The following is a 14,258-nucleotide window of genomic DNA, read 5'->3' as shown; positions in this document are numbered from 1 at the left end:
ATGATGCTGTTAGCATTTAATACCCTCTCTATGCAATAAACAGCTGAACTTAAACACTTAGATAAACGGACTAAAGAGAAATAAATGAGTCTATCAAGTATTAGTAAACTACTCATAACATCAATATTTATGATTTTCTCTAGTGCAGTATGCGCTGAGAATATTAATATTTATACTTGGGAAGATTATTTTTCTGATGATGTTCTCGCTGAATTTGAACAAAAAACGGGTCACAAAGTAACCTTGACCTATTATGACAGCGAACCAGATCGAGATGCATTGCTACTCAGTGAGAAAGCTAAAAATTTTAATATTGTGTTGATTGATAGTTTAATGCTGGGCATTAATTCAAAAAAACAACCTATGTATCGGTTTTCCGAAAAATCTCTGCCAACCATAGTGAACCATAATCCTAAATGGCGTCAGGCATGTGGCGATGTTGGTGTGCCTTACGCGAAAGGAACTATTGGCATTGCCTATCGGGAAAGTGTCAGCAAAACACCTATTACTTCCTGGACTCAGCTTTTTAAACCACCCGTAGAGCACCAAAATAGGGTATTAATGATAAAAGATAATCTTGATACCGCCGCCATTGCTTTGATTGCCAATAATTTACCTCCGTTTTCTGAAAATAAAGACGACTTAAAAGTTGCGTTCGACACATTAAAGCAACAAGAGCCTTATTTATTAGGATATCAATATCTATTAACGCACACAGCCATTCATCAAGAAAAAAGCCAAGCCAGTTTGGCTATGGTTTATGGTGGCGATATTGCAACAATAACTAAAAATAGTGGTCAAGATGATTGGAAGTATGTTGTTCCAGATGAAGGTACACTGTTTTGGGTTGATTGCTTAGCTATCCCGTTTGAAAAAAATGCGACACAAGCAACCTTATCGTTTTTGAATTATATTAATGATCCACAAGTAGCGATTAGGGTGGTAGAAGAAATTTTATTTTCTACGACCAATGATGCTGCTGTTGCGTTAGGAAGTGAAAGCTACTTATCGAATCCTGATTTGTTTATTTCTCCAGAGATCCAAGCGCGGAGTAGTTTTTATCAGCCTATTAGTAATGAATCAATGTTATTGCGTCAGCGGATGAATAACTTGCTAAAAGATAAATAACTCATGAAGCTAAGAAAACGGATTAATTTGATTTTACTGCCCGCTATCGCGGTAGTATTTTTTACATTTTCTTTTTTCTTTTATCAATCAGCTAAAAATAATATTGTTGATGCTGCTCTGAGTGCTTTCTCATATCAATTTGAGCGCATAGCAAGCCGTGGTGCTGCAGAGGTTATTGCGGTTGAGAGCATGATTAATTCTCAACTGCAAAGTAAAGAAGCGGCTGATTTATTTCACAATGCTAAAGCAGATGAAATTGATATTAGAGTAAGTGCGCAGTTTTTAGACCGGTTGATTAAATCGAGTGACAGTAAGATTATTCAAGACATTGCTATTTTTAACTTACGTGAAAAGCCTATCAGTTACATCAATTTTGAAGATCCTTTTGTGGATGCTTCAGTGACAGATTCAACTCATTTTTTGATAAACAAAATCAATGACGCTATAGCAAAAAAAAATCGTCAACGGATATATGCTCACTACTACCAAATTACCGCCACAGAGACTGAGCATGATGAGATCCAGTTATTTCGTATTTTTTCTCCTTATCTTTTAGTGTCACAACCTTTATATAATTACACCAACGATTTAGTCGTCATTCAAACTAGGTTAAAACCGAATTATCTTAAAAGTATTTTTAATCAAGAGATTAGTCAGTATCAGGAATACCTTTCGGTTAAAATGTTTACACTTCCTTTAACAGAGAAAGCGCTTAATAATGATATTGTTGTGCAACAGATTGAAGGCGTAGATTCATATCATTTTACGGTAAAAGTATTTGATGGAATTGTGAACATCAGTCTAAAAAAAGCATTTTTTAACTCATCATTAATGAATTTAAAAATCAAAATTGGATTAGGCGCCCTGGCATTATCTTTATTTTGTTACTTTATTCTACATTTGTTGATCTATAAACAAATCATTCGCCCAATCACTGAATTGGCAGAAGGTGTTAATGGCGTTAAGAAAGGTAATAGTGATTCACTTATTCTGTTAAATACTAACGATGAAGTTGCAGAACTCAATAATAGTTATCTTGCATTAATTGAACGTATTCAGCAGTTAGCCAACAATGATGAGTTAACCAGCCTTGCTAATAGAGCATACTTCAACCGAGAACTAGATCATAAACTCGACTCGTCTGAGGCTGAGACTAGCACGTTAGGTTTGTTGTTTATCGATTTAGATAATTTTAAATACGTTAATGATAATTTTGGCCACGAGGCCGGCGATCGTGTTTTGGTCAACTTTGCTAACAGGTTGACAAACTCATTAAGAAAAACTAGCCGTGCATTAAAACAACAACAATATCAATGTATCGCGCGTTTAGGTGGTGACGAGTTTGTGGTATTGCTTGAAGGACTGCCTAATGTGGAAGAGCTAGAAGCGATAGCTCAACGCATTGTAGGGCTGTTTGATTTGGGATTTGAGGTTGACGGTAAAACTTATGATGTCCATGCCAGTATTGGCATAGCATTCCAGTTTGGTAACAAACTTAAAGCGGATACATTTTTACAGCAAGCGGATAGTGCCATGTATGCTGCAAAAAAAGCGGGGAAAAATAGTTATTGTACTTATGACGACTCGTTAGATAATCAATTAAAAGAGCAGAAATATATTGATTCTGAGGTATCAAAAGCGTTACGTGAAAATTCCTTGTATCTGGTTTATTTACCATACTACGATACTGAAACACTTGAAGTGAAAGGTTTTGAGGTGTTGCTAAGGGCCCCAGAGTTAGAGAAGAAAGGCATTGGCCCTGATAAGTTTATTTCGATAGCAGAGCAAAGTGATCTGATTACAAAAATTGATTTATGGGTCATCAATGAAGCATTGAGTAAGCTAGCAAATCTGCGAAGTATGCAAGGGTTTGACGGTACACTTGCTATCAATATTTCATCTCGAGAGCTGTTTAATGATGGTTTCGTAGCCGAAGTTTCGTCTTTAATGGATCAATATGAAACACCGCCTTATAAAATTATATTCGAAATAGCAGAAGCTCCGCTGCTTACGAAAGATAAAAAAGTATTAGTTAATCTCACTAGGCTAAAAGCATTGGGGATAAAAATTGCCATTGATAACTTTGGGATAAATTATTCAGCCTTTAGCCATTTAAATCATTTTAGATTGGACTCATTAAAAATAGATCGCTCATTCCTACTGCAAATGAGAGATGTTCAAATGGGCAATAAACCGCTGATTGATATTATTTACGACCTTGCCAATATCCATGGGTTAGATGTTGTCATAGAAGGGGTGCAAAGCGAACAAGAATTAAATCATGTCAAAAATTTAGGCTGCAATACTGTCCAAGGTTTTTATTTGTCAAAACCATTAGATTGGAGCCAAGCTCAAGCCTTAGTGAATAAAACAAATGTAAGTTATTTAACCACGAATAAAAGTCGCTAACTATTTTTTGTGATTAAAAACTAGGCTAATAAAGGGCTGAATTTTGCCAGCTCGGCAGCATTATGTACGGCTAGTTTCTTAATGATTTTAGAACGATGTACCTCAATCGTGCGCAGAGAAAGGTATAATTTGTCGGCCATTTGTTTGTTGGTTTTGCCTTCTATTAATAGATGTAATACTTGGATTTCACGTTCTGTTAAGGTGTTATATCGTTGTTTTAGCAGAATAGATTCAAACATTTTATGGCTACACGTAAAGGCTTTTTCTATAGCAACAACCAGTTCTTTCCCGTTAACGGGTTTTTGAAAAAAATCACAAGCACCTTGTCTAAATGCATTTACCGCCATCGGCAGATCACCGTGACCCGTTAAAAAGATGATACCTAGTGGACTGTTAGCGGCAATTAATTTTTGTTGTAGTTCTTGGCCAGTAATTTCTGGCATTTTGCTGTCCACGATAAGACAACCTGGTTGGGTAGTATCAATGGTGTTAATAAACGAAATGGCACTATTGAAAACCTGTAAGTTGTATTCATATTGCAATAGCATAAATTGCATAGAATCAAGAATTGCTAGGTCATCATCCACCATATAAATATCTTTAATCATATGTAGTATCGATTTATTAAATGTTAATACAGTGTAATCATTGTTGGTTGTGGATCAAGTTGTTCGGTTGCTTTTGTGCTGTGCGTATCTGTTTTGTTAATTAAGTTGCACTACACTGAGTTTGTTGCATAAAAACGGATTACTTTGTTTATTAACTAAGTACCGATTAACTAAATGTTGTCAGATGGCTAAAAGGTTACGGATGCGAATTGAAACTTTGCTGATTGGAGCACTTTCATTAATTCTTGCTGGATATTTAACTCAAGCAAGTGCGCAGCCTGTCACACCAGATGCGGTCATTGAAAAACCCATTACGACTCAAGCTCATGCTGAAGTACATTACCGAGTTGCAGTGCTTGCCAATTATGGTGTGGCTAAAAGTATTGAACGCTGGCAGCCATTAATGGACTATTTAAGCCAAAATGTTGCCAATGCCAGCTTTGAGGTTGTGCCGTTAGACTTCAACAACATGAATAAAAAGCTAATCAGCGGCGACATACAGTTTGTTGTCACCAATCCTGGCCACTACTTTAATATGAGTGGCGACTATCCCATTTCCTGGTTAGCCACCATGAAGAGCAATCAACATAATGGCAGCACTTTTGCGATAGGTGCGACTATTATCGTCCGTAAAGACAGTCATTTGCTCAGCGTAGACGATCTTGCTGGCCATTCAGTGGTGGCCAGTGATCCTAATGCATTAGGAGGGTACCAAGCCGCGATAGGGCTTATCCATTCGATGGATTATTCGACCAGTAACTTCTTTTCCAAAGTGACGTTTCTCGGTTTTCCGCTTGAACCGCTTATTTATCAAGTCCGCGATGGCACAGCAGATATAGCCATTACTCCATTTTGTACTTTAGAACAAATGGTAGCTGAGGGTTATATCAAGGCTAGCGATTATCGGGTAATAAATGATGTCACTCCTGCCGATTATGAATGTGCCGTCAGCACCCCTTTATACCCTAATTGGTCGTTTGCATCGTCGGATGCGGTGCCGTTAATGGTGAGAACGGGGATAACCCGAGCATTACTGTCTATAAGTATGGATGACCCAGCGTCAATTATAGGACAGAACCGAGGATGGGCTGCCCCCATTAGCCAGTTTCAAGTGGTTAAATTGTTTAATGACCTAAACTTAAATGCGGATGATAGCCCTGTGCATCTTCAAGTGTGGCAATGGATAAAGCTCAATCAAAAATGGGGCTTTAGTTTATTGGGTCTATTTGTTATCGCGACCATTTACCATCTTTGGCTGGAATATAAATTTAGACAAAAGAGCGAGTTCTTAATCAATACAGAGCGCCAATTGAAAAATAAAGCATTGCAGCTTGAGCGCATGCAAAGCGCAGCAATATTAGGTGAAATAGGAGCAGGTTTAGCTCACGAGCTCAACCAACCCATTGCGGCCATCACGCAATATAGTGAAGGCGGGATGATTGAGCAGGCAAAAAATATTGGTACAAACTCAGTACAATACCAATTACTTGAAAAAATACACCAGCAGTCAATGCGTGCCGGAGAAATTGTTCATAGGATCAGAGAATTGTTGCAACGAAAAGGTACTGCAAGTACTGAGTTTGATGCACAAGAACAATTAATGGTTTGCCTAGACTTACTCGAACATGAATTCGAAAAAGAAAAAATCAACATCAAAACTCAATTGACTACCACTGAAATTAAGCTGCAAGGCGATAAAGTTGGTTTTTGTCAGGTGTTGATTAATGTGTTGAAAAACGCCATTGATGCGGTGTCTGAAAAAGAATTCTCGCTTCATAGCCGCAAACGAATACTGATAGATTTACACATTGTTGATCAAAGTTTACAGCTGAAAATTTATGATAATGGTATTGGGTTAACCTGTGCCAACGATGATTTTAAAACAAGTTTCTTTTCTACCAAAGCCAATGGATTAGGGCTAGGGTTGGCCATTTGCAGTGATGTTATTGCTCTTTTTGGTGGCCAGATTAACTTATCAAAATGTAAAGATGACCCGAGCTCACCTTGGCGATATGGATGTCGGGTTCTCATTGTTATCCCATTAAATGCTATGCCCGATTAATCAATCAAATACCCCTGGTAACTTTTATTCCAACCTGTCTTTTTCGGTTTATCTCATTTTATTGAGATGTTAAACCGTGACATCAATCAAATCATGCCCCTCAATGTGGTTTACCACAATACCCTTAGTTTACTTATGGAATAACAATGGTGTTAGCGATGATGCTGACTACAGTTTGGGTTTGGTTAGTACCATTAATAATAAGTAAACAGAGAAAAACTTCGTGCTTCGTTGAAGATGAAGGGGGGCAATCATGATTGAGTTAAATCGACGTCATTTTTTAAAGGGAGCGGGTGCCAGTGGCGCCACATGTGCTTTAGCAAGCATGCTTCCTGGTTCGCTAGCTGCATTAGAAAAATCACCATTAAAAGGTGTTGCTTCTGAAGTGGCCAGTATTTGTGAAATGTGTTCAACGCGGTGTCCTATTAAGGCGCGCATTGTAGATGGCAAAAACGTATTTATTACGGGCAATAAAGAAGCTAAATCATTTGGTGGCAAAGTCTGCGCTCGAGGTGGAGCTGGCCATAGCTTACTTTACGATCCACAGCGTATCGTTAATCCACTAAAGCGTGTGGGTGAACGCGGCGCAGGTGAATGGGCAGAGATTTCATGGGCTGATGCTTATAAAGAAATTGCCGCTAAAATGAACCAAATAAAACAACAATATGGTGCCGAAACCATAGCGTTCTCATCAAAGTCTGGTTCACTTTCAGATCATATATTTCATCTTGCTGAGGCTTTTGGATCGCCCAATACATTTACTCATGCCTCAACGTGCCCGGGCAGTTATGTAGTTGCTGCTAAGGCAATATTTGGCACCAAAATGAAGCGTGATTTGAGCAATGCCAAATACATCATCAACTTTGGGCATAACTTGTATGAAGGCATCAACATGTCTGAAACAAGAGGCTTGATGCAAGCTCAAATGGATAGAGGAGCCAAGTTAGTTGTATTTGAACCTAGATTCTCGATTGTGGCAGATAAGGCTGATGAGTGGCATGCAATACGTCCGGGTACCGACGTCGCGGTCGCGTTAGCGTTATGTCATGTGTTGATTAATGACAATTTATATGACCATGACTTCATTGAAAAATATGTTGTTGGTTTTGATGAGTTCGCCGCTGAAGTACAAAAATATACCCCAGAATGGGCAGAAACTATTTCAGACGTGTCTGCCAGTGCCATTCGACGTATTGCACATGAATACGCAAGCCACGCTCCACACGCCGTTGTTGATTTTGGCCATCGCGCTACATTTACCCCTGAAGAGTTCGATATGCGCCGTGCGTTATATGCAGCCAACATATTGATTGGCAACATCGAACGAAAAGGGGGCATTTACATGGGCCAGAAAGCACCTGGCTATAATAAACTTGCCGGTGAAAATGTGGCCCCAGCGCTAGCCAAACCGGGTGTTAAAGGCATGCCTAAGCCAACGGCAATCCGCATTGACCAGGTTGAAAAGCAGTATGCAATGATGTGGTCAAATGGTGGCATTTATCAAACCATTTTAGATGCAACATTAGACGCCAAACCCTATCAATTAAAAGCATGGGTAATGAGTCGTACTAACCCAATGCAAACCCTTACAGACCGAGCCAAAGTAGAACAATCGCTTAAAAAGCTAGATTTAGTGGTGTCATGTGACCTGTATATCAGTGAAACCGCAGCATACGCAGATTATATTTTGCCAGAATCGACTTATCTTGAACGCGATGAAGAGATACAAGATAAATCAGGTAAAAATCCGGCTTATTATGTTCGTCAACGTGTGGTTGAAACCATTGGTAATACTCGCCCAAGCTGGCAAATATTTAAAGAATTAGGCCAAGCTTTGGGGCTTGAACAATTTTACCCTTGGGACAATATAGAAACGTTGCAATTAATGCAGTTGAATCGCGATCACAGCTTGTTGGAACACATCAAAAAAATGGGTTACGTCAGCTACGGTAAGCCATTGATGTTGCGTGAACCAGAAATGGTTACCGAATTCGTTAAGGCTTATCCCAATGCCAAAAGTGTTGATGCAGACGGTACTTATGCCAGCTCAATGAGCTTTAAAACACCCAGCGGCAAGATTGAATTAACCTCACCAAAAATAGAAGGCATGGCTCCAGGTCGAGGTGTGATTAAGCATCGCGATGTACAACTAAAGCAAGCCGATGAGTTGTACTTTATACAAGGGAAGGTCGCGGTACACACCAATGGCGCCACCCATAATATTCCAATGCTAGCCAATCTTATGTCGAAAAATGCGATTTGGATCCATCCAATAACGGCTGGGCGACTCGATATCCATAGCGGTGATGCGATTAGATTAACCAGCAGTGTGGGCAGTGAAGAAGGAACCGCTTTGGTCACCCCGGGGATTCGTCAAGATACTGTGTTTGCATACATGGGCTTTGGCTCCAAAAACAAAGAACTGGTGCGAGCAACAGGAAAAGGTATCCATTGCGGCAACCTACTTCCTAATGTCATCGCTCCCATCTGTGGCATGAATTTACACACCACAGGTGTCAAGTTGGTAAAAATTTAGCCGGTAACTAATTGATTTGGAGTCTCCTATGAGCAAACGATATGTCATGGTGCATGATGAAAACAAATGCATCGGCTGCCAAGCTTGCAATATAGCTTGTCGTAGTGAAAACGAAGTCCCTGAAGGGGTAACACGCCTGCAAGTTAGGGTGGAAGGTCCTTTTGGTGAAGCACCAAACTTACATTTTAAATATCACCGCGTGTCCTGTCAGCAATGCGAAGACGCACCTTGTGTCAGTGTTTGCCCTACAGGTGCCGCTTACATAGACGAAAATGGCTTAGTGTCTATTCATAACGATAAGTGCGTTGGCTGTATGTATTGTGTTGCGGCATGTCCATACAAAGTGCGCTTTATGAATCCCATAACCAAGGCAGCAGACAAATGTAATTTCTGTAAAGACACGCGCCTAGCCAGAGGTGAACAACCCGCTTGTGTTACAGCATGCCCAACAGATGCATTGTATTTTGGCGATGCTAACGACAGTAAAAGTGAGGTTGCTCAATTACTGAATACAAAAATAACCTATCAAGACAAAACGCATTTAGGTACCAAACCACGAGTGTACCGTGTTCCGACTAAACGAGGAGGGATAGAGTCATGAACAATATATGGGGCGATATGGCGCAATATGATCCAGTGACATGGAACTGGGTTATCGCCGTTTATTTATTTATGGCCGGTTTATCGGCAGGTAGCGTACTCATTGGTATTGGTATGCGTTGGTACAGTAAAGGGGGCAATATTGAAACTTCGATATTAAAAGCCTCTGCCATTATCGGGCCAGTAGCCATAAGCTTAGGTTTGGCCTGTTTAGTGTTTGATTTAACTAAACCATTTCATTTCTGGCTCATCTTAGTCAATTATAACTTTACATCTGTAATGGCGATTGGTGTGTTGGCCTTACTAGCTTATTCACCGTTAGGTATTGCTTATGCATTGATTGTATTGCGAGATGATTTACCAAAGTGGAAGTTAGGATTTTTAGCCCCAATAGGGCATATGCTATTGCCAATGCGTAAAGTAATTGAAATCCTACTGTTTGTACTTGCTATAGGAGTTGGTGCGTATACTGGCTTTTTAATCTCGGCCATGAATGCCTACCCAATGCTCAATACTGCAGTATTACCTGCATTGTTCTTAGCGTCTGGTTTATCAGCGGGAGCTGCGGGTAACTTAATCGTTGCGTTAACCTGTTTTAATAGCAGCCCCCATGATAACGATGTGGCAAAAATGCACAGCCTAGATTTACCAGTAATCGTGTCTGAAATGATGTTTTTAGTGATGCTGTTTAGTACTCTTTATTTCACAGGAGGCGCAGCTGCTGAAGCATTAGCATCAGTAAGTACCGACATTTGGGCTAGCGTGTTTTGGATAGGCGTAGTCGGAATCGGGTTTATCGTTCCCATTCTGTCTATGTTTTTACCTGCCAATGCTCGTCACACTAAAGCCATCATGATATCAGTTGCCTGCTGCAGTTTGACGGGTGTTTTAGCATTACGACACTTCATCATCTATGCTGGACAAAGTTATATAAGTTAACCAAGAAATAAGTAGATAAGTCATCTTTTGCCCTCCAGTAGACTTAGGTTGATTGGAGGGTAAAAACTACGCAATAGGCTGCAGTATTAGGTTGTAACAACAGTCAATATTGGTCAATTAACTTAAGACACAACACTAAAGTCGACCGTATTCACAATTAAATCCATAAATTAGAAACGATAATCGTAGAATATTCAACTTTACCGCTAACGTATACTTGAAGTTATTATTTAAGCTGCTATATTGGCTTTATGAAAACATCAATATTCACATTTTATTCAATTATTTTTTTAGGGAGCTTCGCCCTAAAATTCCCCGATTAAGCGGGCGTATCATTGCGCCCATCTGTTTTTACAGAATATACAATTAAAATTAACATTTAAAAAACAGCTTGCATTTATATGTTGAGGCTTAGATTTCGTTAAACTATTTTTAATCAATAGGAGTAACCCAATCTTTGCTTTATCTATATGTAAATAATTATTTGTTTTTAAAATTCTGCAATTAATTTAATTTTAATACTATAAAAATAAACCCAAAAAGTTCTAAACGGAGGGCGGTGGATTATTTATTTCAAAAATGAGTTTATTGCATTAAATAAACGTTATTAATTTTTTATTTATAAGGTAATGATATGTCTAAGCATGAAATGAAAAAACCATTGTTGTCGCTAAAAGAAAAGCGTAAGTTAAAAAAAGAATCAAATGTTACAGAGGTAGCCAAGATTAGAAAGAAAAAAGGCTAGTAAACTGGATACGAAATACTTTACCTCCTTTAATTAACTGAACACTTTGTACATAAATGTCAGTAATAACTGCTTTTTGTGGGGGCTAGGAACAATAACGTAGAATGTTTTTATAAATAGGCTGAAGATGATTTTTATGTTCAGCCTATTTTATTTTTTTAACATACAGAATCTTTTTACATTAACGTTATAGACAATTTGGTTTTAATAACTATCTGTTATTGTTTGTTAATTTACTTTGTGGTAGTGATTTTTAAAATGGATAATGATGTTAACTTTCTCTATAAAAAGATAGTGAAGGAGTCTAGAAATGACAGCAAATAATGGTGAGATTAAGTCACATCAAGTTGGAGTCGGTGGCACTAGAGCACGAATAGCTAAGCGACCCAAAAAAGTGGCTATAAGGATACCTGAAAATTACATTGGTATTGTTAAACAGCTAGTTAACTATTTGGATGAATTTACAATAATTAACGGGCAAAAAGTTCAGGTAAAATCAGAGAAATTGTTACTCAATTCTATACAAGATAAGGCTCAAGAGATCATGTTTAATGCATTAATATCTAAATAGGCTTGATCATAAGTATTCATTAAACTTTGAATATAATAAATATATCAGATTAAGAAATTAATGTTCGCTGTAATACTCCCGTCCTTTAAGGCACTGTACAGCTTATTAGTTTTTTGTTGATTTTATGTGTTTTCGTCTTATAAATACACCTTTAGCGTAATATATTTATTGGTTGTAAATATAGTCGTGGATATTCACTTTGTAGTGGCTTGTATGTCACCTGTTTTTAGGCGCAGATACTCAGATATTAAGTTATTTTTAATAAACTAGGGATAATATTTGCAATCGCGTGTGTGATTTTTAAAATTAATATCACTACATTAATAATGTTATTTTACCTCATTAAACCTTCTATTATTCAAAGTTTGATCGTTAGGTAAAATACTTAAAGCATGAATTATTAGAATTTTTGAGGAAAAAATGAATAACAGACCTGAAATAACGATCTCATCACTTGATGCGCAGAGACTATTTAAACTCATCGAGTCCTTACCTACAAAGAAAATGGTAGGTATAAGTGAGCTTGAAGAGGAACTCGCTCGAGCAACAATCGTGGATCCAACAGAAATACCCACTACAATTGTCACCATGAACTCAACGGTTAAATTTACTGTCGAGTCGTCTCGAGATGAGTTTTTAATGACGCTTGTTTATCCCAAAGATCTTGATTTGAATGGCGATAAAATCTCTATTCTGGCGCCAGTTGGGAGCGCGTTACTTGGGTTGGCTCAGGGAGATCAAATTGAATGGCCAAAGCCTGGTGGTGGGTTAATAAAAATAACCATTAATGAAATTTTTTATCAACCAGAAAGGGCTGGTGAATACCATCGTTGATACATCATTTATTCAATAGCTTGAAAATAAATTACACCAGATCAATGAAGACACTCTATATAAAAGAATGTAGTAAATCCTCGTTACATCTGGTTTAAGGCTATTAAACAATAAATAACTAACTAACTTCGCTAGCGGTTTGATTCAACGATAATTATAGATGGCACCTAGAATCAACATACTAGTACTGCGTCTTAGAATACTGGTGTACAGGTTTATCTAAGCGGTTTTTTTCATGACAGTTGTCGCTTAAATGGTTAAACAGCTTCTTTTTGTTGCTCTTAATTTAACTCCACAGCCTATGGCTGACAGTTTCTGTTCTTTTTGATCATTGCTCTAGATGTTCATTTCTGTTGTCTGATAGCACACTTTTCGCTTCGCCAGTATCCCTACATCAAGACCATCATGTATCTGATTTGGTGTCACAAACTTAATCCTGCTATGGCGATGTTCCGTTGTCTTACCCATAAACAAATTCATTTACTCATGTACGCGCTTCATCTAACGATATAAAAACTTCACTAGGCCAACGCGGATGATACTTTACCGTTCTAAACAGTAGATTCTGAGTACGGATTATCATTATTCATCCTTGGACGACTTCATTTGGTCACACCCACTAAATTTTACATCCTCGCTCGCATCGTCAGGTTTTTCATGGGATCACCATTATCAGAGTGCAACACAACGTCTTTCTATAAGCATTTTTCTGCCCAGCGTTTATCTATTTCAGATACGTTCCATCTAAAAAATAGCACGATATTTTCAATGAGCCTGTTGACCTCTTTGAGGATATCGCCACGATGAGCCGATAATTCTAATTGCCCTATATTGGTCATACTTCTTCTCAGTAAGGTTTGTAAATATCTTGATTAGACAGATATTTATGTCAAGTTCAGTGCGGCAACGAACAGAGTGAAAAGTAAAATACACGTATTATGACCATCAACATCATGAGTTAAATCGTGGTTGCTAATTTTTAATTATGTAGTAAATACATAGTGTTGCATAGACTAGATGAGTTAAAAGCGATTGAAATTCAAGCCGCAGATGGTGATATTTTTTTACCATTTTTTTATTTTTATGCTAGGCAGGCGATTCACTTTCCACCCAGAGTGACCTAAAAGCTTTAATTTTGAGGATAATATGCAAATAGAAACACTTCACGATGTTATGCAATGGACTAAAAACATGCACCAAGAACTGCATTATTTTGCCGCCAATTGTGCACAAAAAAGCGATAGTGTAAGAGTTGGTTTGCTGCTTAAGTACATTTCAGAGCACGAAAAAAAAATGGCGCAGGTAATGAAAAAGTTTGAAGACAATGGTAATAGCAGTGCACTCAACACGTATAGCCGGCATTACTACGAAAAATTCACTATTTCTATTCACACTGAAGGTGAGCATCCGTTTGAGAAGATGGATACGGATGAAATAGCAATTGTCACTCTTGAATATCACAAAAATATCGTCGGACTATTTGAGTATCTGCAAAAATGCAGCTGTGCACCTTCGGTGACGGAATTTCTTGATAATATATTGTCGGTTCAAGAGGCCGAGGGGCGATTACTGGCACGTAACATGAAACAAATTGACGATTTGTAGCATAAATGTCTCACAAACAAAAAATCACATAGCGTCATACTGAGTGATTTAGTACTAGCAACTTTTCAGAATGCACTCCTGTGGCAAGCAGAGCCTTTTTAATGACTAACTTTAGGCGTTATTTTAGCTACCAAAATAACGTTAAAGTTGGTAACAAAGGCCAATTCATATCAAGCCATATATAGATAATGCAACCTTTCAACAAATCTAGGCCGAATTTA

At 38.1% G+C, this 14,258-nt stretch carries 11 protein-coding genes and 1 pseudogene; 9 read left to right on the top strand and 3 right to left on the bottom strand.

All coding sequences use genetic code 11. The features are described 5' to 3' along the window. The first annotated feature begins 84 nt into the window (after positions 1 to 84). Positions 85 to 1,128, top strand: coding sequence for a polyamine ABC transporter substrate-binding protein (locus AAEY99_RS16105; protein ID WP_182744436.1), 1,044 nt, complete (start codon positions 85 to 87; stop codon positions 1,126 to 1,128). 3 nt (positions 1,129 to 1,131) lie between these two features. After that, a complete protein-coding gene (locus AAEY99_RS16100; RefSeq protein ID WP_351011200.1) occupies positions 1,132 to 3,537 on the top strand; it encodes an EAL domain-containing protein in 2,406 nt (801 codons plus the stop codon). A 20-nt stretch (positions 3,538 to 3,557) separates the two neighbouring features. On the opposite strand, the gene AAEY99_RS16095 is transcribed toward AAEY99_RS16100, so the two are convergent. Beyond that, positions 3,558 to 4,145 (bottom strand): response regulator transcription factor, encoded by a 588-nt coding sequence (locus tag AAEY99_RS16095; RefSeq protein WP_101088306.1) that lies wholly within the window; start codon positions 4,143 to 4,145, stop codon positions 3,558 to 3,560. A 202-nt stretch (positions 4,146 to 4,347) separates the two neighbouring features. On the opposite strand from AAEY99_RS16095, the gene AAEY99_RS16090 reads away from it, so the two are divergent. From AAEY99_RS16090 to rnk, 6 genes are all read left to right on the top strand, one after another. Further along, on the top strand, positions 4,348 to 6,207 hold the full coding sequence (locus tag AAEY99_RS16090) for a sensor histidine kinase (RefSeq protein WP_351011198.1): 1,860 nt from the start codon (positions 4,348 to 4,350) through the stop codon (positions 6,205 to 6,207). 253 nt (positions 6,208 to 6,460) lie between these two features. Then, positions 6,461 to 8,743, top strand: a complete 2,283-nt coding sequence (gene phsA / locus AAEY99_RS16085; protein ID WP_101088304.1) for a thiosulfate reductase PhsA — start codon at positions 6,461 to 6,463, stop codon at positions 8,741 to 8,743. Between the two features lie 28 nt (positions 8,744 to 8,771). Further along, complete coding sequence (locus tag AAEY99_RS16080; protein WP_102036995.1) at positions 8,772 to 9,344, top strand: 4Fe-4S dicluster domain-containing protein; 573 nt, start codon at positions 8,772 to 8,774, stop codon at positions 9,342 to 9,344. Next, positions 9,341 to 10,282, top strand: a complete 942-nt coding sequence (nrfD, locus tag AAEY99_RS16075) for an NrfD/PsrC family molybdoenzyme membrane anchor subunit (protein WP_351011196.1) — start codon at positions 9,341 to 9,343, stop codon at positions 10,280 to 10,282. Before AAEY99_RS16080 ends, nrfD begins: the two co-directional genes overlap by 4 nt. Positions 10,283 to 11,337: 1,055 nt before the next feature. Further along, complete coding sequence (locus tag AAEY99_RS16070) at positions 11,338 to 11,598, top strand: hypothetical protein (RefSeq protein WP_351011194.1); 261 nt, start codon at positions 11,338 to 11,340, stop codon at positions 11,596 to 11,598. Between the two features lie 420 nt (positions 11,599 to 12,018). After that, positions 12,019 to 12,432 carry a nucleoside diphosphate kinase regulator gene (rnk, locus tag AAEY99_RS16065; protein ID WP_192114900.1) on the top strand — a complete coding sequence of 138 codons (414 nt, stop codon included), beginning with the start codon at positions 12,019 to 12,021 and terminating at the stop codon, positions 12,430 to 12,432. Positions 12,433 to 12,731: 299 nt separating this feature from the next. On the opposite strand, the pseudogene AAEY99_RS16060 reads toward rnk, so the two are convergent. Together AAEY99_RS16060 and AAEY99_RS16055 are read right to left on the bottom strand one after the other, a co-directional pair. After that, positions 12,732 to 13,148, bottom strand: a pseudogene (locus AAEY99_RS16060) (IS3 family transposase); the annotation flags it as partial. Continuing rightward, positions 13,128 to 13,271 carry a hypothetical protein gene (locus AAEY99_RS16055; protein ID WP_197708475.1) on the bottom strand — a complete coding sequence of 48 codons (144 nt, stop codon included), beginning with the start codon at positions 13,269 to 13,271 and terminating at the stop codon, positions 13,128 to 13,130. The pseudogene AAEY99_RS16060 and the gene AAEY99_RS16055, both read right to left, overlap by 21 nt. A 352-nt stretch (positions 13,272 to 13,623) precedes the next feature. Between AAEY99_RS16055 and AAEY99_RS16050 the strand changes: the two genes are divergently transcribed. Continuing rightward, positions 13,624 to 14,037, top strand: coding sequence for a hypothetical protein (locus AAEY99_RS16050; protein WP_242445204.1), 414 nt, complete (start codon positions 13,624 to 13,626; stop codon positions 14,035 to 14,037). Positions 14,038 to 14,258 lie beyond the last annotated feature (221 nt).

The organism is Shewanella sp. S1-58-MNA-CIBAN-0166 (assembly GCF_040310085.1).
Lineage (GTDB): Bacteria > Pseudomonadota > Gammaproteobacteria > Enterobacterales > Shewanellaceae > Shewanella.
The sequence above is the reverse complement of the archived record's forward strand: the minus strand, read 5'-3'. Positions and strand labels throughout refer to the sequence as shown.

Bases quoted from the DNA above. Each gene is read 5' to 3' on its own strand.
- AAEY99_RS16105 (WP_182744436.1), top strand. From the start codon at position 85: ATGAGTCTATCAAGTATTAGTAAACTACTCATAACATCAATATTTATG.
- AAEY99_RS16100 (WP_351011200.1), top strand. From the start codon at position 1,132: ATGAAGCTAAGAAAACGGATTAATTTGATTTTACTGCCCGCTATCGCG.
- AAEY99_RS16095 (WP_101088306.1), bottom strand. From the start codon at position 4,145: ATGATTAAAGATATTTATATGGTGGATGATGACCTAGCAATTCTTGAT.
- AAEY99_RS16090 (WP_351011198.1), top strand. From the start codon at position 4,348: ATGCGAATTGAAACTTTGCTGATTGGAGCACTTTCATTAATTCTTGCT.
- phsA (WP_101088304.1), top strand. From the start codon at position 6,461: ATGATTGAGTTAAATCGACGTCATTTTTTAAAGGGAGCGGGTGCCAGT.
- AAEY99_RS16080 (WP_102036995.1), top strand. From the start codon at position 8,772: ATGAGCAAACGATATGTCATGGTGCATGATGAAAACAAATGCATCGGC.
- nrfD (WP_351011196.1), top strand. From the start codon at position 9,341: ATGAACAATATATGGGGCGATATGGCGCAATATGATCCAGTGACATGG.
- AAEY99_RS16070 (WP_351011194.1), top strand. From the start codon at position 11,338: ATGACAGCAAATAATGGTGAGATTAAGTCACATCAAGTTGGAGTCGGT.
- rnk (WP_192114900.1), top strand. From the start codon at position 12,019: ATGAATAACAGACCTGAAATAACGATCTCATCACTTGATGCGCAGAGA.
- AAEY99_RS16055 (WP_197708475.1), bottom strand. From the start codon at position 13,271: ATGACCAATATAGGGCAATTAGAATTATCGGCTCATCGTGGCGATATC.
- AAEY99_RS16050 (WP_242445204.1), top strand. From the start codon at position 13,624: ATGCACCAAGAACTGCATTATTTTGCCGCCAATTGTGCACAAAAAAGC.